The following is a 20874-nucleotide window of genomic DNA, read 5'->3' as shown; positions in this document are numbered from 1 at the left end:
GCTCAGGCTCCCTTCAGGCCGATGCCGAGGTAGTCGAACTCGAAGCCGTGCTCGGCGTATCCGCGCACCTCGCGGGAGATCCCCACCAGCCGGTCGGCGAACATCGGGGTCATCGCCCCGCCCTTCTCGATCACCATCGTCTGCGCCTGGCCGTAGAGTTCGCGGCGCAACGCGTCGTCGGTCTCGGCGCGGGCGCGGTCCAGGAGCGTGTCGAAGGCCTTGTCGGACCATGCGGTCTCGTTGTAGGAGGAACCGCTGCGGAAGATCTGCGTGAAGAGCTGGTCGACGGGCCGTCCCGTGTACCAGTAGGTCGCCATCAGCGGCTTCTTCATCCAGATCTGCGTGTAGTACGAGTCCGCGGCGGCGGTCTTCACGCGGATGCGGATGCCGGCCCGCTTGGCGGACTCCTGGTAGGCGAGCGCCATCGGCGTGAGCAGGGGGTCGTAGGCGGAGGTGTAGAGGTCGACGGCCAGCCCCTCCTGCCCGGCCTGCTTCAGCAGTGCCCGAGCCTTCTCCGGGTCGTGCGCGGGGTGGGCGGCGAGGTGCAGCGGATCGTCCGGCGGGACCGGGTTGTCCCAGCCCGCGGTGCCGGCGCCCTGGAGTGCGACCTTCACCACGTGCTCAGGGTCGTAGGCGAGCTTCATCGCCTGGCGTACGCGTACGTCGGTGAAGGGCTTGTCGGTGGTGAGCATCGGGAGGACGTACCACTGGGCGTTCTTCACGCGGGCGACGGTCGCGCGGTCGGAGGCGGCGACCACGCGGGCCGTCGCGAAGTCGAGGTTGGTCTGCGAGAGCAGGTCGACCTGGCCGGCGAGGAGGGCGTTGGCGCGGGCGGACATGTCGGCGACCGAGTAGAAGGAGATCGCGTCGAGGACGGGGCGTCCGGCCCAGTGGTCGGCGTAGGCGGTGATGCGGCCGGGGCCCGCGGGTGCGAAGGACTCCAGCTTGAAGGGGCCGGTGCCGATGCCGGTGCGGCCGATGGACTTCGCGCTGCCGTCGGGGACGACGTAGCAGTTGTAGTGCGTGAGCAGGCTCGGGAACTCGGCGTTGGGGGACTTCAGCGGGACGACGAGGGTGTGCGCGTCGGGGGTGCGCAGGGTCTTCGCGTCGATGAGCGGGGCGAGGACGGCGGCCTGCGGGGAGGCGGTCGCCTTGTCGATGATGTGGCGCAGGGTGTAGGCGGCGTCGGCGGAGGTGAAGGCCCGTCCGTCGTGGAAGGTGACGCCCTTGCGGAGCCGGAAGGTCCAGGTGGTGGCCTTGGCGTCGGTCTCCCAGGACTCGGCGAGGTCGGGGGCGAGGGCGCCGTCGCTGCCGACCCGGACCAGGCGGTTGTAGAGGGCGCCGAGGTATTCGTACGCCGACAGGGAGCTGGCCGGGTCGAGGGTCTCGGCGTCGGAGGCGGGCGGCCGGGCGATGCGGAGGGTGCCGCCGCGGTCCGGGGTGCCCGCCGGCGCCGCGGCCGGCAGCACCGTGCCGGCGTCCGCGCCCGAGCATCCGGACAGCAGCCAGGACGCACCGAGGCAGGCGGCGCCCGCCGCGCCGGCGGTGAGGAACGACCGCCGTCCTGGGTGGTGGGTGTCGGGCATGGGCCGACCGTCCTTCTCGTTATTCGTTCAGCGGAACGATTGAGTGGAGTGCCGGAACGATAGCCAGCTGACGGTTTCCCGCCAACCCCCGGGCGCGGAGAATTAACCGCCGAAACGGACCCGTAACCGGCGGGCCGGAGCGGCAGGCCGGACTCCGGGGGCCGTGGCGGCACCCGGTCGGCTGGTTATCCTTTCCGCCATGACCAGCACCGGAAGGCCCCGCGACACCTCGGTGCAGTCCGTGGACCGCGCCGTCTCGATCCTCCAGTCGCTGTCCCGGCGCGGGCCGTCCGGAGTCACCGAACTCGCCGAGGCGCTGGGTCTGCACAAGGCGACGGTCTTCCGGCTCCTGGCCACCTTGGAGTCGCGCGGCCTGGTCGAGCAGGACGCCGAGCGCGGGCGCTACCGCCTCGGCTTCGGCATGGTCGAGCTGGCCGCCGGTGCCGGACGGCAGAGCGATCTGTCCCTGCTGAGCCGCCCGGTCTGCCGGGAGCTGGCTGCCGAGGTGGGCGAGACGGTGAACCTCGCGATCCACGACGGGCTCGAAGTGATCACCATCGACCAGGAGATGGGCGGCGCGACCATCTCCAGCGTCGACTGGGTCGGCAAGCGCAGCCCCCTGCACGCGACCGCGGCCGGCAAGCTCTTCCTCGCGTACATGCCGGAGTCGCGACTCGACGAGGTGCTGGGGCGCGGGCTCGTGGAGTACACCCCGCACACGATCGTCGAACCGGCGCGTCTGAAGGAGCAGTTGAAGGCGATCCGGGAGCGCGGGTACGCCACCACGTCGGAGGAGCACGAGATCGGGCTGGCCGCGATCGCCGCGCCGGTGCGCTCGCCGGACGGCCAGATCGTGGCCGCCGTCACCGTCTCCGGCCCGACGTTCCGCGTCAACGAGGACACCGTGCCGGCGCTGGCCGAACGGGTGCGGGAGGCGGGCGCGCGGATCTCCTGGCGCCGGGGGCACCGCAAGAACGGCTGACGGCGGACCGGGACCGGCGGCCGCGGTCGGCTCTTGACGGCCGCGGGTTTGCGACTCCACCATTTGTCTCGCATCGCGCATCTGTTTCGCAATGCGATACAGCCGTTACGGCTATGCAGTCACCGCTGCCCTGACGTGGCCGTCGGCACCCCACCTCCCGAGGAGCGGTCATGCCCGCCCAGAGCCTCGATCCCCTGCTCCAGCCCTACCGCCTCAAACACCTGACCCTGCGCAACAGAGTGGTCTCCACCTCCCACGAACCGGCCTTCGGCGAGGACGGCCTGCCCAAGGACCGCTACCGCGCCTACCACGTCGAGAAGGCGCGCGGCGGTGTCGGCCTGACCATGATCGGCGGCTCCGCCGTGGTCTCGCCGGACAGCCCGCCCGCCTTCGGCAACCTGCTGCTGTACCGGGACGACATCGTGCCGTGGTTGCGCCGGCTCACCGACGAGGTGCACGAGGCCGGGGCCGCGGTGATGTGCCAGGTCACCCATCTCGGCCGCCGTACCAGCAACTACACCGGCGACTGGCTGCCGGTGCTCTCCGCGTCACCGCTGCGGGAGCCCGCGCACCGGGCGTTCCCCAAGGCCGCCGAGCCGTGGGACCTCGACCGGATCACCGCCGACTACGTCTCGGCCGCGCTGCGCTGCCGCGAAGGCGGCCTGGACGGCATCGAGTTGGAGGCGTACGGCCACTTCCTCGACAGCTTCCTCTCCCCCACCACCAACCACCGCGACGACGAGTTCGGCGGCGGCCTGGAGCACCGCATGGCGTTCCCGCGCCGGGTGGTCCGGGCGGTACGGGAGGCGGTCGGCCCGGACTTCGTGGTCGGGATCCGGCTGATGCTGGACGAGGCCCGGCCCGGCGGGCTGACCTTCGACGACGCCCTGACGGCCGCGGAGCGTTTCACCGACGACGGCATCGACTTCGTCAGCACCATCCGCGGCTCCATCGAGAGCGACGCCTCCCTGGTACGGGCCATCCCGCCGATCGGTACTCCGCTGGGACCGTTCCTGGAGTTCACCGGCGAGGTCCGGCGCCGGCTGCGGGTGCCGGTGATGCACGCGGCCCGCATCGCGGATCCGGCGACCGCGCGGTACGCCCTGCGCGAGGGACTGCTCGACCTGGTCGGCATGACCCGCGCCCAGATCGCCGACCCGCATCTGGTCTTCAAGGTCGCCGCGGGCCAGGAGGACCGTATCCGCCCTTGCGTGGGCGCGAGTTACTGCCTCGACGCGATCTACGACTCGGGCGACACGAAGTGCGTCCACAACCCGTCGACCGGGCGGGAGCTCCACCTGCCCCACACCATTCCGGCCACAACGGGCGCTCGCAGGAAGGCAGTTGTCGTCGGCGCCGGTCCGGCAGGTCTTGAGGCCGCCCGCGTCCTGGGCGAACGCGGCCACGACGTGGTGCTGTTCGAGGCGGGGGACCAGCCGGGCGGCCAGATCCGGCTCGCGGCCTCCAACCCCCGCCGCCGCGACCTGCTCGGCATCGTCGACTGGCGGGTCGCCGAGTGCAAGCACCACGGCGTCGACCTGCGCTTCGGCACCTATGCCGAGGCCGCCGACGTACTCGCCGAACACCCCGACCTGGTCGTCGTCGCCACCGGCGGCATGCCCAACAGCAGCTTCCTGGAGGCGGGCGCGGACCTGGTCGCCGACACGTGGGACGTACTGACCGGCTCACTGCGCCCGAAGGGCGAGGTGCTGGTGTATGACGACCACGGCGGCTATCCCGCCCTCGACGCCGTCGAGGTGCTCGCCGCCGCCGGCGCCCGCCTGCACTACGTGACACCGGAACGCACCCTCGCGCCCGACGTCGGCAGCATGAACTCCCCCGCATATCTGAAGGTGTTCGCGGAACACGACGTGACGACCACCCTCGCGCGCCGCCTGCGCGCCGTGCGCCGCGCCCCGGACGGCCGCCTGACCGCGACCCTGAGCAGCGACTACACCGACGCCGACGCCGAACTCATCGTCGACCACGTGATCGTGGAGCACGGCACCCTCCCGGCGGACGAGCTGTACCGCGACCTCCTGCCCGGATCCAGCAACTTGGGCGAGGTGGACCACCGCGCCCTGCTCGCCCACCGACCGCAGACGGTGGTCCGCGACGACACCGGCCGCTACCAGCTGTTCCGCATCGGCGACGCGGTCGCGAGCCGCAACATCCACGCCGCCGTCTACGACGCGCTGCGCCTGTGCCTGCCGCTCTGACCCATTGTCACCAACCGTCTGGAGAAACGAAGTTGACGACATTCGCCCCCGTGACCTCTGTGTCGGACCCGGCCACCCTGGTGGCCCGCCGCACCCCCGGCCTGAGCCTCGAAGCCCCCTTCTACACCGGCCAGGAGTTCTTCGACCTCGACATCGAGGCGGTCTTCGCCCGGAGTTGGCTGTTCGTCGCCGCCGAGGCCGAACTCCCCGAGCCCGGCGACTACGTGACCGTGGCCCTCGGCCCGTACTCGGTGATCCTGCTCCGCGACGACGACGAAGAGGTACGGGCCTTCCACAACGTCTGCCGTCACCGCGGCGCCCGCATCCTCAACGAGGAGCGCGGCTCGGTGGGCAACATCGTCTGCGGTTACCACCGTTGGACGTACGGCGTGGACGGCCGGCTGCTGCACGCGGAGTCGCTGCCGCCCGACTTCGACCGGTCCTGCTTCGGGCTGCGCGCCGTGCACGCCCGTACCGTCGCCGGCCTGGTGTTCATCTGCCTCGCCGAGCAACCGCCCGCCGACTTCGACGAGGTGGCCGCCCGCATCGAGCCGTACATCGCGCCGCACGGCCTGGGCCGGGCCAAGGTGGCCACGCAGATCGACCTGGTGGAGAACGGGAACTGGAAGCTCACGATGGAGAACAACCGGGAGTGCTACCACTGCGGAGGCCACCCGGAACTCCAGTGCTCCCTCTTCCCCGTCTACGGCTACGCGGAGGAGGACGTGCCGCCGGTCCTGCGCCCGGCGTACGACCGCTACCTCCACGCCGACGCCGAGTCCCGGACGACGTACGAGTCGCTGGGCCTGCCGTACGCCGCGATCGAGGAACTGGACACCCGCGCCACGGGTTTCCGCATCCAGCGCGAACCGCTGGACGGCGCGGGCGAGTCCTTCACCGAGGACGGCACGGCGGCCTGCGGGAAACTCCTGGCCGACTTCACCACACCCCGTCTGGGCCGCCTGTCCCTGCACATGCAGCCCAACGCCTGGTTCCACTTCCTCTCCGACCACGCCATCGCCTTCTCGGTGATCCCGCTCGCCCCGGACCGCACCCTGGTCCGCACCACCTGGCTGGTGCACGCCGACGCGGTCGAGGGCGTCGACTACGACCTCGACTCCCTGACCCGGGTATGGACGGCCACCAACGACCAGGACGCGCTCCTGGTCGCCCGCGCCCAGCAGGGCATCTCCAGCCCCGCCTATCTCCCGGGGCCGTACAACCCCACCGAGTACCAGGTCGAGGCGTTCGTCAACTGGTACGTGACCCGGCTGAAGGCGCACCTCGCACGATGACCGACATCCCGATGGACTGGACCGACGCCCTCCCCTGGAACGACGAGGACGACGGCGGGCTCCTGGTCTGCAAGCAGGTCCACGTCCTCACTCCCGACGTGAAGACCTTCGTCCTCCAGTCCCCGCAGCCCCGGCTCTTCCGCCACGCCCCCGGGCAGTTCCTCACCCTGGGCGTCGACATCGACGGCCGCTCGGTCGAGCGCTGCTACACCGTCTCCTCGCCGCCGACCCGCCCCCACTCGCTGACGATCACCGTGAAGCGAGTGCCGGGCGGGCTGGTCTCCAACTGGCTCCACGACCATCTGCGTCCCGGGGGCACGGTACGGGCGCGGGGTCCGCTCGGGGACTTCTCCTTCACCCGGCACCCCGCGCCGAAGTACCTCTTCCTGTCCGGCGGCAGCGGCGCGACGCCGATGATGGCCATGACCAGGACCCTGTACGACCTCGCGCACCCGGCCGACGTGGTGTTCGTCCACAGCGCCCGCACTCCCGACGACATCCTCTTCCGCCGCGAACTCGACCTGATCGCCGCCACCGCGCCCACCATCCGGGTGGTGCACGTCTGCGAGAAGGACGGCCCCACCGAACCCTGGGGCGGCCACCGCGGCCGGCTGACCCTCGACATGCTCCGGCAGATCGCCCCCGACTTCCACCGGCGGGAGATCTTCACGTGCGGCCCGGCCGGCTACATGGCGGCGGTGCGCGACCTGCTCGCGACGGCCGGGTTCCCGATGACCCGCCATCACGAGGAGAGCTTCACCTTCGAAACGCCCCAGCCCGGCGAACACCCACCCCAGGCCGACGAACCCCCGGCCGACCCGACGGACACCGCCGAACAACACCCTGCGTACACCGTCGAGTTCACCCGCAGCCGGCGCACCCTCACCTGCGACGCGGACACCTCCCTCCTCGCGGCGGCCTCCCGGGCGGGCCTGAGCCTCCCGGCGTCCTGCGCCCAGGGAATGTGCGGTACCTGCAAGACGACCCTGCTGTCCGGGTCCGTCGACATGCGGCACAACGGAGGCATCCGGCCTCGTGAGATCGCCCAGAACAAGATCCTGCTGTGCTGCGCCAAGCCACGGGAGGATCTCGTCGTCGACGCCTGACGACGCCGCATGCGATCGGGACAGCGAGCGACAACCTCGATCGTCTACTTCGCCGTGACCTGCCGACCAGCCGCACACGGCCCCCGCCCGGCGCCTACAGGACGGGGCCATGACACGGCCGGACCATACCGCGGCCCGCGCCAACTTGCGGTTACCGCGTTGCGGTGGCCAGTGCCGTGCGGATGGCGTCCTCGTCGGCCGGCCGGCCCTTCTCGTTCGAGTACGACCCGTACGGCGTCCCCCACACCGGCGTGCCCGTCGCCTGCCGCCAGCTGTCGGTCAGCGATCCCGCATCCACCACGCCGTACCCGATGGATTCGATGAATTCGCTCACCGCCACCTTGGCCGGCGCGGAGTCCCCGGCGATCGGCAGGTACGAGCGGTCGGCAGCCCCCGCCGGGCGGGCGAGTGACAGCAGGTGCTTGAAGAAGATGTTGTTGAACGCCTTCACGACCATGGCGTCCGGGCTGTACCGCAGCAGCAGCTCGCTCGAGGTGAGCGACTCGTTGTCCAGCTCGGGGATGTGCCCGTCACGCTCAGGACCGTAGTTGCACGTGTCGATGACCGGCTTCCAGGCCAGTGGCTCTGCGGGCAGGTTGGGGAACGCCTTGACCGGCACGGTGACCACGACGATGTCACCGGCCGCCGCGGCCTCCCCGCTCGTCGCCGCGGACGCCCGCGACCCCAGTTCCGCGACCGTGTCCGCGAGCGTTTCGGGACCGCGCGAGTTGCTGAGCACGACCTGGTGCCCGGCCTCGACGGCGAGTCGCGCGAGGGCACCGCCGATGTGTCCGCTTCCGATGAATCCCACCGTCGTCGTATTCTCAGCGTCCTTCCAAAAAGTAGTGGCCGTTGTCCAAATCGGCGAGCAGGCCGGGCTGAGCGGGTTCCCAGCCGAGGGTCCGGCGGGTGATGAGGCTGGACGCCGGATAGTTCTGGGTGACTATGTTGGCGAGGAACCCGAAGTATCCCGGCACCATCAGTACGTCCGCGGGAACGCTTACGGCAGGCAGGCCCAGACGGCTGCCAATGGCCTCGGCGATCTCGCGGAACGGAATGCCTCCGTCCCCAACTGCGTGCCAGTAATGGCCGGCCGGCCCCTTCTCCAGTGCCAAGCGGAACAAGGAGGCGACATCGTGGACGTGCACGGCGTTCCACAGATTCGCGCCGTCTCCGGGGTAGCCGACGAAACCCCTCTCCTTCGCGAGCGCGATCAGTGTGGGGAGGAAGCCGGTACGGTCGGTCGTGCTGTGCGCGATGTTGGCGATCCGCACGACCGAGGACCGCACTCCCCGCTCGGCGAGGCCAACCACGGCGGTCTCCACGATGTTCCGGACCCGCAGGGTGCCCTTGTACTCGTCGCCGCCCGGAAGGGCCGGGTCCTCCTCGGTGACCGGCCGGCCCAGGTGCTGCCCGGGCGAGCCAATGCTCCCCGCAGCGACCAGTGGCTTTCCGGTTCCCGCCAGTGCCTCGCCGTACGCGAGCATGACCGGAAGCTCCGCGGCGGCCACGGCGTCGATCCCTCCGGAGGGAAGCAGGTCCTGCCGGTGCGCGACGTGGATGACGCCGTCGGAGCCCGCGGCCGCCTCCTTGAGCCCGTCGAGGTCCTCGAGGTCGCCGCGACGCACCTTCGCGCCAAGCGCGGACAGCGCCGCCGCGGCCATGTCCGACCGGGCCAGGCCGGTGACCTCATGTCCGGCGGCGACGAGCTCGGGGATGATGTACGAACCGGAATGGCCGGTCCCGCCAGTGACGAAAACACGCATGCGACTGCTCCTGGTGAAAGTGGGTGGGGGCTGCTTCTCCGCGTGCCTCGGATCCACTGGCGTGATGTGGCGCGGGAAGTGGTGGTGCGTGCGCTCAGCCGGTGAATTCGTCGACGCCGAGGGCGAAGTCCCAGTGGCCAACCCCGTTGCCGGCGAGGCCCATCGTGACCAGCCCCATTCCTTCGAGCCAGTGCGCCATTTTCAGGCCGCCGACGTCCAGCGGGCGCAGCCCGAGGCTCTCGATGAATGCCGCCACGTCTGCCTTGGCCTGCGCATTGTCGCCAGCGATGAAGACGTTGGGCCGGCCCTTCTCCAGGACATCGCGGAATATGGTGTTGAACGCCTTCACCACGGTGACGCCGGCCGGGGCCACCTTGGCGACTTCCTGCGCGATCGAGGTCTCCTCGTTGTGCGCCAGTCCGTCGAACGTGGCGTTGAACGGGTTGCTGATGTCGACGATGACCTTGCCCACGAGAGCGTCCGCGTACTCGGCGACGACCGGAACGACACCGTCGTACAACAGGGCCGTGATGACGATGTCTCCGGCCGGGACGGCGCCCCACTCGCCCGTCGTCGCGCCGCCGCCCAGGGCCTTGGCCAGGTCATCGGCCTTGGACTGATCGCGTCCCATGACCTCGACGGTGTTGCCGCCCACCACGGCGAGCGTGCCGATGGTACGGGCCATGTTCCCCGTGCCGATGAGGGTGATGCTGCTCATGAGGTGTGCTCTCTTCCTGTTCTCTTTGGAGGTGTCGCCCTGTCTTATTCGTGCACGCGAATTCGGCGCTCGCGCAACACTGTGGCCGCGCCATTTCTGATGTCTGTTCAGATGGCGGTCGTGCCGCCGTCGGCAACCAGTTCCAGGCCGTTGACGTAGCTGGAGTCGTCGGAGGCGAGGAACAGGGCGACGGTCGCGATTTCATCGGGGCGGCCCATCTTTCCGCGCGGGATGAGGGACTCGAATGCGGCCTTGGTTGCCTCGTCGAACAGTTCTTCCTGTTTGGCGGTGGCGACCTGACCGGGGGTCAGGACGTTGACCCGGATCCTGCGGTCGCGCAGTTCGTTGAGCCAGACGCGGGCCCAGGACTGCTGGACGGCTTTGCTTCCCGCGTAGAGGCTCCAGCCGGGGAAGGCGCCGAGGGAGGCATTGGAGCCGGTCATGAGAATTGAGCCGTTGTCGTTGATCAGAGGCAGTGCCTTTTGGACGGTGAACAGGGTGCCGCGCGCGTTGAGCCAGAAGGCGCGGTGGAACTGTTCCTCGGTGATCTCGCCGAGGACCGCGGGTTCGCCCATCCCGGCACTGGCCCACAGCACGTCGAGCGAGCCCTTTTCCCGCTTGACGGTGTCGAACAAACGGTCCAGGTCGTCCAGTTCGGCCGCGTCACCCTGGACGGCGGTGACGTTACGGCCGATCAGCTTGACGGCGTCGTCCAGTGCTTCCTGCCGCCGGGCCTGGATGAAAACGTGCGCTCTCCTCGACAAACAGTTTGGCTCCGGCCAGTGCCATACCGGTGGATCCACCGGTGATCACCGCTACCTTGCCGTCGAGCTTTCCCACGATCACTCCGCTGAATTAATGGGGCCCGGATGTCGAATTCTTGTGCCGAATTCAATTCGGCCCCAATGGCTGCCCTATTCAGGCTGCCATTGGCCTGAGCGGGTGTCCAAGACCTCTCTTGGCGGTGGTGATACCCTCAAGGCATCACCGGACCGGGAGACGCCATGGATCTGGACCTACGGAAATTGCGTTACTTCGCCGCCGTGGCCGACCAGTTGCACTTCGGCCGGGCCGCCGAGGAGCTGCATATCGCGCAGCCGGTGCTCAGTCGGCAGATCCGCGCGCTTGAGCAGGATCTCGGCGCCTCGTTGTTCACCAGGGACCGGCACGGCGTGGAACTCACCGACGCGGGCCGGCAACTGCTGGCCGACGCCGGTCCGCTGCTCGCCTCCGCGCAGGCGGTCCGCCGCCGGGTGTCCGCGGCCGCCCGCGGCAGCCGCCGGCTGACGGTCGGTTTCCGGGCCGGTATCCCGGTCATCCCGGCTGCGCGGGCGTTCGAGGCCCGCCACCCGGACGTGGTCGTGGACGTGCAGCGCATCGAAGGGGACGACCAGGCCTCGATGCTGCTCGACGGCCGCATCGACGTCGGCTACGTCCGCCTGCCCATCGACGAGGTCGGCCTGCGCGTCACCCCGCTGTACACCGAGCCGCGGGTGGCCGTGCTGCCAACCGGCCACCGGCTGGCCGGCAAGGAAGCGGTCACCGAGGCCGACCTGGCCGGCGAACCGCTGCTCTGGCATGCCGACCCGAGCACGCAGCCCACCAGCCGCCCGCACCCCAACGCCGGGTACCTGGTGCGCGGGGTGGACGAGACGCTCGAACATGTCGCGGCCGGCCGGGGCATCTCGTTCCTGGCCCGTTCGGCGTCCGTGTTCTCCTCCCATCCGAACGTCGTCTATGTGCCCATCCCGGATCTCGCGCCCGACCAGGTGTGCCTCGCGGTGGCGGCATCGCAAACCTCGCCAGTGGTCGATGACTTCATCACCGCCGCTCAGGAGACGGCCGAGATCACGGCAGAATGCGGGAACTATGAAATGTGGCAGCTCGGCGGCGATGCCGTTTCACAGCACGGTTGAGCGGTCCAACTGACCACAACAACACCTGGCACACGTGGTACGTGCCGCGGCAGGTCGAGCCGCTCACCGTCGAGGAGCCGTAGGACAGCATCCGGCGGGTGAACGGCACCGATGTCGCGATCACCACGATGTCGTCCGGGACCCGCTGGTAGAACACCCGGGCCAGATCGCCCTGATGCGCCCCGACGCGCAGACGATGGCGCAGTGGGAGATGTTCTCCGACACCGCGGTGACCCGGGTCGGCGGACCTGCTGCGTGAGGGTCGACGCGTTGCTCATCCGGCCCGACGGCTGCGTCGCCCGGACCTTGTCCACCGGGCATGACCTCGATGCCATCACGCCGGGGCGTGCGCAGGGCACATGGTTCGGCCAACCGGTCTGAGCAGCGCATTAACAGTCGCCTCAGGTTCGCTCGCTAGGAAGTCGGCGTCCAGACAAGCGATGCAAGCCGTATGCAGGAGGCTAGTGATGGCAGTCAACGCAGGGCCGTCCGGGGAAGCGCCGGCCGGTCGGTTGGCCGGTCGGTGGGTGCCCTGGTTGGTGATTGGTTTATGGCTGGTGCTGGCGGCGGGCATGGTGCCGCTGAGCGGAAAGTTGAGCTCGGTCACCACCGACAGCGCCGTGGACACCCTGCCGGCCAGTGCCGAGTCCACCAAGGTGGCGGTGCTGGAAGACAGTCTCCCCGACGGTGACAGCAACACGTTCGTCTTCGTGTACCACCGCGCCGGCGGCATGACCGACGCTGACCGCGCGACGGTCGAGCGCCACTACGACACGCTTGCCAAGCGGTATCCGCCGAAGGCGACGGCGGCGGGCGGCGAGGACGACGAAGGCTCACCGACGACCCCCTCCACCGACGGCAAGGCGATGATGTTCAGCGTCGAGGTGAGCACGACCTACGGCGAACCGGAGACCCTCGTCGGCCCGTTGCGGGACGCCACGAAGGACCGCCCCTCCGGCCTGGAACTCGACGTGACCGGCCCGGGCGCGATCGACGGCGACATGGACGCCGTCTTCGACGGCATCGACGTGCAGGTCCTGCTCACCACCATCGCCGTCGTCACTCTCCTGCTCATCCTCACCTACCGCAGCCCGGTGTTGTGGCTCATCCCGCTGGTGGCCGTGGGCGCGGCCGCACTGACCGCGATGGCGACCGTCTACCTGCTCGTCAAGGGCTTCGGCATCGTGGTCAACGACCAGAACTCGGCGCTGCTGACGATCCTGGTGTTCGGCGTCGGCACGGACTACGCGCTGCTGCTCATCGCTCGATATCGGGAGGCACTGCACCACCACGAGAATGTCCGGGTCGCGATGGTCCACGCGCTGCGCGGAGCGGCGCCGGCCATCGTCGCGTCCGCGGCCACCGTGGTCGCCGGCCTGCTCTGTCTGCTCGTCGCGGACCTGAACAGCACCAGCGGGTTGGGCCCGATCGGGGCGGCCGGCATCCTGTGCGCGCTGGTGGCCATGCTGACGCTGTTCCCGGCCGTACTCGTGGTGCTCGGCCGGCGGATCTTCTGGCCGGCCGTCCCGCGGTTCAGCACCGCCGTGGAGGAGAGGCCGGGGCTGTGGGGACGGCTCGGCACCGCCATCAGCCGCCGCCGGTGGGTGGCGACGCTCGGCTCGCTCGGCATCCTCGGCGTGCTCGCCCTCGGGCTGGCGGGCAACACCGGCGCCTTGCGGGAGCAGGACCAGTTCCTGTCGGCGCCGGAGTCGGTCACCGGCTTCACCGTTCTCCGCCAGCACTTCCCGGAGCTCGGCGGCCAGCCGATGACGGTCTTCACGCGGCCGGAGCAGCAGCAGCGGGTGCTCGACATCGTCAAGGACACGCGCGGTGTGGCCCTGGCCGTCCCGGAGCAGACCAGCGGTGGCTGGGCCAACATCTCCGTGTTCCCGAAGGACGCGCCGGACACCGCCGCGGAGTACGACACGATTCTGCGGGTGCGCACCGCCGTGCACGCGGTGAGCGGGGCGGAGGCGATCGTCGGCGGGCCGAGTGCGGAGAACCTCGACACCGAGGTGACCACCAAGCGCGACGAGAAGCTGGTGATCCCGCTGGTGCTCGCCGTCGTACTGATCGTCCTCGGGCTGCTGCTGCGCGCGATTCTCGCCCCGCTGGTCCTGATGGCCACCGTGATCGTCTCGTTCGCCGCGGCCTTCGGCGGCAGCGTGTTCGTCTTCGACACGATCCTCGGGTTCAAGGGTGTCGACTCTTCGGTGCCGCTGCTGGCCTTCCTGTTCCTGGTGGCCCTCGGCGTCGACTACAACATCTTCCTGGCCAGCCGGGCCCGGGAGGAGACCGTGCGTCTCGGCACCGGAAGGGGCATGCTCAAAGCCCTCTCGGCCACCGGTGGCGTCATCACCTCGGCAGGCCTGGTCCTGGCGGCCACGTTCGCGGTCCTCGCCACACTGCCGCTGGTGATGCTGATCGAGGTCGGGTTCCTGGTCGCCTTCGGCGTGCTGCTCGACGCCCTGCTGGTGCGGTCGGTCCTCGTGCCCGCCCTCACCCTGCTGATCGGCCGGCGCATCTGGTGGCCGAGCCGACTGTCCCGGCCGGCGGCGGAGCTTCCGGACCGTCAACAGCCGCTCGCCGACGACGAGGAGCCCGCGCTGCAACGGTGAGCGCGGCGGCACGGACGAGATCCGGGACGGGGCCCCAGACCCGTCCCGGATTTTTTCATGGGCCGGATGGTCGCCGCCCGTTGGTCCTGCGCTGCGCGCCGCGGCTGGGGTCGGCGCGCCCCGGGGTCCCTCCCCGACGGTGAGCCGCGCGGGGGCCATGGCCCGGCGGTCGTCGCTCTCTTGTCCTGTGCTGTGCGGCCGGGGCTGGGGTCGGCGCGCCCCTGTGCCCCGAACTGACCGTGAGCCGCGCCGGGCCGTTGCCCGACGGCCACCGCCCTTTGGTCCTGCGCCGAGCGTCCGGGGGGCTGGGGCCGGCGCATCGCGGTGTCCCGCCCCGACGGTGAGCCGGGCCGAACCATGCCCGAGGGCCGCCGTCCCTTGTCCTGCGCCGCGTGGGCGGGGCGGGGCGGGTCAGTGCACCGCGCTGTCATCCCCGGCGGTGAGCCGGGCGATCGAGGCGGGTGGAGCCGCGGCCGGAAGCTCGACCCGGAGCAGCGCGCCACCGCGTGCGGAGCGGGCGACGCCGGCCCGGCCGCCGTGGGCGTCGACGACCCGCTGCACGATCGACAGCCCCAGGCCGGATCCCGGCAACGCCCGGGCGCTGTCGGCACGGTAGAACCGGTCGAACACCCGGGGTATGTCGGCGGCGTCGATGCCCGGCCCGGCGTCGTCGACCTCGAGCACCGCCGACGCGCCCTCGGCACGGAGCCGGACCTGGACCGGCTGGTCCGCGGGGGACCACTTGCCGGCGTTGTCGATGAGGTTGAGCACCGCCCGCTCGAGCGCGGCGGGACGCCCGCTCACCCACACAGACGTCACGTCGAGCGCGACCTCGATGTCGGGCACGCGGGAACGCGCCCGGGTCGCGGCGGCCGCCACCACGTCGGCGAGGTCGAGCACCTCGGTGCTCTCGTCGCTGACGTCACCGCGGGCCAGGTCGGTCAGCTCGGCGACAAGGGTGCTCAACTCGGTCACCTGGGCGCCGACATCGTTGAGCAGCCGGGTCCGGCTCTCCGCCGGCAGTGCGCTGTCCAGGGTGCCGCGCCGATCGAGCCGTATCAGCAGCTCGACGTTGAGGGTCAGGCTGGTGAGCGGGGTCTTGAGCTCGTGGGCGGCGTCCTCGGCGAGCAGCCGCTGGGCCAGCCGGGAGTCCCGGAGCGCGGCGAGCATGTCGTTGATCGACTGGATGAGCCGCCGGATCTCCCCGCCGCCCTCGTCCGGGATGCCGGCGTCGAGGTCCCGGGTGTGCGCGACACGTACCGCGGCGGCGGTGAGCCGGTCGATCGGTGCCAGCCCGGTCCGCGCCACGGTCCGCCCGACAAGGGCGCCGCCGACCACGCAGAGCAGCCCGATCAGCAGCATGCCGAACCCGAACCGGTTGATCGGGCTGTCGTCGACGACGCGGGCCACCTGAACCGCGCCGTCGCCCGCCCGCAGCGTGTAGATGGCGTAGCCGTCCTCGTCGCTGTCGTTCGACTCCATCAGGTCGGCCGACGCGCCCTGTGCCACGCGCCCGGCCTGCTCGCTCACCGGGGGCAGCGCGGGTTGGCCGACCGGTGTCCGGATCGAGCCGTCGGGGAGGATGACCCGCACCAGCCGACCGGATCCGGGATACGGCGGTAGCTGGACCTGTGCCAGACCGGCGCGCTCCGCGTTCGTCGCGAGGACGCGGGCGTCGGCGCGCACCTCGTTCTCGGCGGTCTTCTGCAGCTCCCGGCCCATGAGTTGGCTGGCCACCTGGAAGGCCAGGAACACGCTGACCGCGATGGCCGTCGCCGAGATCACGGTCAGCCTGGCCCGCAGGGACCGTCGGCGCCACCAACGGGTCAGCCGGCGCGGTTCCCGTCCCGCGGGCCTGCTCACGGAGGAGTCTCCCGCAACGTGTATCCCAGACCGCGCAGTGTGTAGATCAATCGCGGCTCACCCTCGGCCTCCAACTTGCGGCGCAGGTAACTCACGTACACCTGGAGGTTGTTGGCGGTGGAGCTCATGCCGAAGCCCCAGATCGCATCGAACAGCGCGTCGCGGGTCAAGACCCGGGTCGCGTTGCTCATGAGGACCTCCAGGAGGCAGAACTCGGTCCGGGTCAGGTGCAGCGGCCGCTCGCCCCGCCACGCCTCGAACCTGTCCGGATCGAGCCGGACATCGGCGTACGACAGGATCTGGGACTCCTCGTCGGTCGGCATGCGCCGGCGCAGCAGGGCCCGTACCCGGGCCAGCAACTCCTCGGTGGCGAACGGCTTGGGCAGGTAGTCGTCGGCGCCCGCGTCCAGCCCCGCGACCCGGTCGGAGACCTGGTCACGGGCGGTCAGCATCAGCACCGGCAGATCCCGGCCCGCGGCCCGCAACCGCCGACAGGTCTCCAACCCGCCGAGGCGGGGCATCATCACGTCGAGGAGCAGCAGATCCAGCGTGTCGCCGCCGGCCCCACCGACCCCGTCGAGCACGGCGAAACCGTTGGTGACGGTGCTGGTGTCGTAACCCTCGACCTGGAGCACGCGCTCCAGCGAGTCACGGATGGCCGGGTCGTCATCCGCGATCATGATCCGCACGCCGGCACGCCCCCCTCCAGTCGATGCCTTTTCCGCTCATTGTCGCCGATCAACCTGAGGCCAGGATTAGAGCGTTGCTGGGGACCGCGCTGCTCCCGCATGATCGGCGGCACCACCTCCGTGAACAGCGGGCGCACATTTTTTCCACTGCGTCATTCCTACAGTCTCCGACGGAGGCTCAGATCCTCGGCCCGTCACGGGTCGTGACCGGAGCCTTCGTTCTGGCCATTTCCCGGCTGGGGAAGGCCGGGACTACAGAAGGATGACGATGAGTCATACCAGCACGCCGTCGCCGTCGGGCGACCGCGCCTGGCACATGGCCTGGGTCGCCGTCGGCAGCGCTTTCGCCGCTCTGGCCGCCGCCTTGGCGACCGTCCATGTCGCACTGCGTATGGTGATCGCACACAGCGGTCTGTACTTCGACGTCTTCGTGGCGGAACTTCTCACCACGGATTTCTCCGGGACCGTGGGCGGGTTCGCCGCCGGAAGCGGAGTGCCGGTCGACTGGAGAATGTCGCCCTTCTCCGGGCACATCACCGCCGCGTGGGCGATAGGTGAGCATTCGAGGCTGCTTCTCGTGGGCGCGGGTCCGTTCGCCGGCGCCTCGGTGCTGGCCGTGTGCACCGTCGTCGCGGCGCGCCGCCTTGCGTTACCTTGTCATGTACTGATCATCTCTGCGGCCGTCTGCTACGCGGCTCTCACTGGCATCGCGGTGGCGGTGGCGGAGCAGCCGGTGTCCGCCTCGGGCTTCGAGATGCCGCTGTCGACGGTCGGCACCGCCGGCTCGTCGGCGGCCTGGGCGCTGCTGGTGGGCGGTGCCGTGATCCGCTGGTGGCCGTTCGGTCCCGAACCGTCCTCGGTGCGCGGGGCCGAGAAGGCCCGCCGGAGCGGCGTACGGGCCGTGGCGGTCATGGCGGTGACCGGGCTGATCGCCTCACTCGTCTCCGTCGGCGCTGCCGCCGCCACTCCGGCCGACCCCACGGGGGTGGCGAACCGGCAGAAGTGGAGAGCCCCGGGTGTCGACAAGGCCGTCGACGCGCTGGGCACGGAGAAGGGGCATGAGCCGTACCGGGCGAACAACTCCGGCACCGGCACTCCGTCCATGCTCGGCGGTCTGCACAGCCCGCTGGGCGGGCACGGTGTTCTGGGCTGGCTCGGGACCCATGCGAAGGTCTTCGGGGTCGGCGACACCGACGGCATGCTGCGGAAGAACACACGGCGCGTGCAGCCGAAGGACAGGACCGGCGCCACGCACGCCTGGTACGACCAAGTCATGGACGGCGTACCGGTGTTCGGGGCGCAGGTCGGCGTACACCTCGACCGTGACGGCCGGACCGTGACGGCCGTCACCAACGGGCTGCGGCCCGATCTGATCCCGCCCGCCTCCATGACTCCGGGGATCGACCGCGCCGAAGCCGTGCGGACGGCGGTCAAGGCGGTGCCCGGCGGGCGCAGCACCGCCACCCCCGGCCTCGTGGTCTACGCCGGTGTCGCGACGGCGGGCGTGCGCACCCCCGCGTACCTCACCTGGCAGGTCGACCTGACCGACGAGACCGGGCGGAGCACCCGCGTGTTCGTCGACGCGCTCAACGCCGGGCGGTTCGTCGCCGCCGTTCCGCTGTCCATGGACGCCCTGGACCGGGAAGTGCGGGACATGCAGCACAGCACGCGCGAGAACGGCACCTTCCCGCTGGTCCGCACCGAGGACAGTTCGCCCTCCGGTGACAAGGACGCCGACGACGCCTACAACCAGTCCGGTGCGACGTACAACTACTACAGAGTGGCCTTCGGCCGCGACAGCATCGACGGCCTGGGGATGACGCTGAGTTCCCGCGTCCACTACCAGACGGGCTACAAGAACGCCTTCTGGAGCAACTCGCGGATGACGTACGGCGACGGCATGCTGTCGCAGGACGTCACGGCCCATGAGATGACCCACGGCGTCACCGAGCACACCGCGAACCTGACCTACCAGTACCAGTCCGGAGCGCTCAACGAGGCGATCTCCGACATCTTCGGCGAGATGACCGAGAGATACGTCAAGGGCCGCACCGACTGGCTCCTCGGTACGGACCTGGACGCGATGGAGCCGATCAGGTCCATGTCCGATCCCACCGCCTACGGCCATCCGAAGCACATGGACCAGTACAGGACGACCTGCGCCGACAACGGCGGTGTGCACTCCAACAGCGGGATCATCAACTACGCCTTCTACCGCATGGCGACCCTGTACGGATCCTTTCCCGCCGAGCAGATCATGTACCGGGCGCTCACCCACTACCTGACGAGCGGTTCCGACTTCGCCGCCGCCTATGCGGCGGTGATGACGGCGACCCGGGACCTCCACGGGGCCGACAGCATCATCACCTCGACCACCAACTCGGTGTGGACGAACAACGTGGGCATCAACGGGAACACTCCGGACCCGCGCCCCGCGAACTGCGGGACCGGCCTCACCTGCACGATCCTCGCCTCGCTGTACGACAGCGGTGACGCCCTGAACGCCACCGGAGTCCCCGTCGACGACCTGGCCGGTTCTCTCGTGCACCTCTACCAGGTCTCCGTCGTCGACCAGTCACCGGCCGCCAAGTACTACGGGAACCTCTTCTTCGACAACCGCGAGGAAGTCGAAGCGAACATCCCCCTCCAGGGCGAACTGCTCGACCGGTTCGTCCGGGCACTCCAGCTCTGGAAACCCGTGATCCAGGCGGTGGGAACGTCCGACGAGGACGACGTCCTCCTCACCCAGGAGCAGATCGACGCGGCCAACGATTTCGCGGACGGACTGATCGCCGCCATGGAGGAGGCCGGCCTGACGGCGAAGGCCGATCTGGCCAAGGCACAGCGTGCGCTGATCGACGACGAGCACGTGGTGGGCCTGAGCATCACGCAGCTCCGCTCGTACCTGGATGCCATCGCGGAGGACCAGCAGCACGAGACCCCGCCGACCGGAGCCCCCTCCCTCGCCGCCACCTTCGACAACGTGGGGGTCACACAGGACGGCGGCACGAGCGTCGGCGACCTCGACGGCACCGGTTCGAGTCTGTCCACACAGGCGCTGGCGAACGCGGGTGTCACCCCGGGCGCGGCCCTCGGTCATGCCGGGCTCGGCTTCACCTGGCCGGCCACGGCACCCCGGACAACACGGTCGCCGCGGGACAGGTCATCGACATCCGCGGAACCTCCGGCACGCTCGGCTTCCTGGTCTCGGCCACCTCCGGTCCGGCCGCGGGCGAGGGCACGGTGTACTACGAGGACGGTACGGCCCAGGAGTTCACCCTGAGCAGTCCCGACTGGGCCGGTGACGGCGGGGACGTGGCGATCGCCACCGCGTACCGGAACCGCCCGGGCAACACGACCGAGGACGGCGCCGGCAACGTGTACTACGTGGGTGTGCCGCTCCAGGCCGGCAAGACGCCGGTGAGCGTGCGGCTGCCCGATGCCAGTGCCACCGCGACGCCCGGCACACCCGCCCTCCACGTCTTCGCCATGACGTCGGGCACGGCCGTCCCGGAGCTGACGTCGACGTTCAACAGCGTCGCCGTCACCCAGGACGACGCCACCGGCTTCGGTGACATCGACGGATGGGGCAGCAGCCTGTCCGCACAGGCACTGGCCGCCAAGGGCGTGACCGCCGGCGGGTCCCTCGACCACGCGGGGCTCGGCTTCACCTGGCCCTCGACCGCCGGTGCCCGAAGCACCCAGGGCACGGCGGTCTACGGCCTGCCCGACAACGTGGTCGCCTCCGGCCAGACGGTCGCCATGGACGGTACCCGCGGCCGGACGCTCGGCTTCCTGGTCACGGCGAGCTACGGCCCCACCGGCGGCACCGGCACCATCCGCTACGCGGACGGATCGGCCCAGGACTTCACCCTGGGCAGTCCCGACTGGTTCGGCGGCAGCGGGGACTTGGCGGTCGGTACGGCGTATCAGAACCGCCAGGGCAACGTCACCTACGACCACGTGGGCAACGTGTACTACGTCGGTGTGCCGCTCCAAGCCGGCAAGACGCCGGTGAGCGTGCGGCTGCCCGATGCCAGTGCCACCGCGGCACCTGACACACCCACCCTCCACGTCTTCGCGATGACACGCGGCTGACGAACGTCCGGCGGAGTC

Annotated in this window: 14 protein-coding genes and 1 pseudogene; 8 read left to right on the top strand and 7 right to left on the bottom strand. The window is 70.2% G+C overall.

Annotation, left to right across the window (positions count from 1 at the left end; translation table 11 throughout):
* Positions 1 to 2: 2 nt before the first annotated feature.
* Positions 3 to 1586, bottom strand: coding sequence for an ABC transporter substrate-binding protein (locus tag ABZ928_RS18240; RefSeq protein ID WP_361519461.1), 1584 nt, complete (start codon positions 1584 to 1586; stop codon positions 3 to 5).
* Positions 1587 to 1785: 199 nt separating this feature from the next.
* Between ABZ928_RS18240 and ABZ928_RS18235 the strand changes: the two genes are divergently transcribed.
* From ABZ928_RS18235 to ABZ928_RS18220, 4 genes are all read left to right on the top strand, one after another.
* Entirely contained in the window at positions 1786 to 2568 is a 783-nt protein-coding gene (locus tag ABZ928_RS18235) for an IclR family transcriptional regulator (protein WP_361519458.1), read from the top strand.
* 170 nt (positions 2569 to 2738) lie between these two features.
* Positions 2739 to 4787: an NADH:flavin oxidoreductase gene (locus tag ABZ928_RS18230; protein WP_361519456.1), complete on the top strand. Its 2049-nt coding sequence runs from the start codon at positions 2739 to 2741 to the stop codon at positions 4785 to 4787.
* Between the two features lie 50 nt (positions 4788 to 4837).
* Positions 4838 to 6082: an aromatic ring-hydroxylating dioxygenase subunit alpha gene (locus ABZ928_RS18225; RefSeq protein ID WP_361519453.1), complete on the top strand. Its 1245-nt coding sequence runs from the start codon at positions 4838 to 4840 to the stop codon at positions 6080 to 6082.
* Positions 6079 to 7188, top strand: a complete 1110-nt coding sequence (locus tag ABZ928_RS18220) for a hybrid-cluster NAD(P)-dependent oxidoreductase (RefSeq protein ID WP_361519451.1) — start codon at positions 6079 to 6081, stop codon at positions 7186 to 7188. Before ABZ928_RS18225 ends, ABZ928_RS18220 begins: the two co-directional genes overlap by 4 nt.
* A gap of 151 nt (positions 7189 to 7339) precedes the next feature.
* Here the strand turns inward: ABZ928_RS18220 and ABZ928_RS18215 are convergent, their stop codons facing one another.
* From ABZ928_RS18215 to ABZ928_RS18200, 4 genes and pseudogenes are all read right to left on the bottom strand, one after another.
* Positions 7340 to 7999, bottom strand: a complete 660-nt coding sequence (locus ABZ928_RS18215; protein ID WP_361519448.1) for an NAD(P)-binding domain-containing protein — start codon at positions 7997 to 7999, stop codon at positions 7340 to 7342.
* A 13-nt stretch (positions 8000 to 8012) separates the two neighbouring features.
* The gene (locus tag ABZ928_RS18210) at positions 8013 to 8954 is read right to left on the bottom strand and encodes an SDR family oxidoreductase (protein WP_361519445.1); all 942 of its coding nucleotides are present in this window, start codon (positions 8952 to 8954) and stop codon (positions 8013 to 8015) included.
* Positions 8955 to 9048: 94 nt separating this feature from the next.
* On the bottom strand, positions 9049 to 9672 hold the full coding sequence (locus tag ABZ928_RS18205) for an NAD(P)-binding domain-containing protein (RefSeq protein WP_361519442.1): 624 nt from the start codon (positions 9670 to 9672) through the stop codon (positions 9049 to 9051).
* Between the two features lie 107 nt (positions 9673 to 9779).
* A pseudogene (locus ABZ928_RS18200) lies at positions 9780 to 10512 on the bottom strand (SDR family oxidoreductase).
* Positions 10513 to 10676: 164 nt separating this feature from the next.
* On the opposite strand from ABZ928_RS18200, the gene ABZ928_RS18195 reads away from it, so the two are divergent.
* Both ABZ928_RS18195 and ABZ928_RS18190 read left to right on the top strand, forming a co-directional pair.
* Positions 10677 to 11588 carry a LysR substrate-binding domain-containing protein gene (locus ABZ928_RS18195; protein ID WP_361519440.1) on the top strand — a complete coding sequence of 304 codons (912 nt, stop codon included), beginning with the start codon at positions 10677 to 10679 and terminating at the stop codon, positions 11586 to 11588.
* A gap of 467 nt (positions 11589 to 12055) precedes the next feature.
* Positions 12056 to 14206, top strand: coding sequence for an MMPL family transporter (locus ABZ928_RS18190; RefSeq protein WP_361519437.1), 2151 nt, complete (start codon positions 12056 to 12058; stop codon positions 14204 to 14206).
* 411 nt (positions 14207 to 14617) lie between these two features.
* Here ABZ928_RS18190 and ABZ928_RS18185 read toward each other — a convergent pair whose 3' ends face one another.
* Together ABZ928_RS18185 and ABZ928_RS18180 are read right to left on the bottom strand one after the other, a co-directional pair.
* Positions 14618 to 16069, bottom strand: a complete 1452-nt coding sequence (locus ABZ928_RS18185; protein ID WP_361519434.1) for a HAMP domain-containing sensor histidine kinase — start codon at positions 16067 to 16069, stop codon at positions 14618 to 14620.
* Positions 16066 to 16758, bottom strand: a complete 693-nt coding sequence (locus ABZ928_RS18180; protein ID WP_361519432.1) for a response regulator transcription factor — start codon at positions 16756 to 16758, stop codon at positions 16066 to 16068. Before ABZ928_RS18180 ends, ABZ928_RS18185 begins: the two co-directional genes overlap by 4 nt.
* A gap of 268 nt (positions 16759 to 17026) precedes the next feature.
* Here ABZ928_RS18180 and ABZ928_RS18175 point away from each other — a divergent pair, with 268 nt between their 5' ends.
* Together ABZ928_RS18175 and ABZ928_RS18170 are read left to right on the top strand one after the other, a co-directional pair.
* Positions 17027 to 20041, top strand: coding sequence for a M4 family metallopeptidase (locus tag ABZ928_RS18175; RefSeq protein WP_361519430.1), 3015 nt, complete (start codon positions 17027 to 17029; stop codon positions 20039 to 20041).
* On the top strand, positions 20002 to 20856 hold the full coding sequence (locus ABZ928_RS18170) for a hypothetical protein (protein ID WP_361519428.1): 855 nt from the start codon (positions 20002 to 20004) through the stop codon (positions 20854 to 20856). Before ABZ928_RS18175 ends, ABZ928_RS18170 begins: the two co-directional genes overlap by 40 nt.
* Positions 20857 to 20874 lie beyond the last annotated feature (18 nt).

This window comes from Streptomyces sp. NPDC046909 (assembly GCF_040644695.1).
GTDB lineage: Bacteria > Actinomycetota > Actinomycetes > Streptomycetales > Streptomycetaceae > Streptomyces.
Note: the sequence above shows the minus strand (reverse complement) of the source record. Positions and strands in the feature narration are given on the sequence as shown.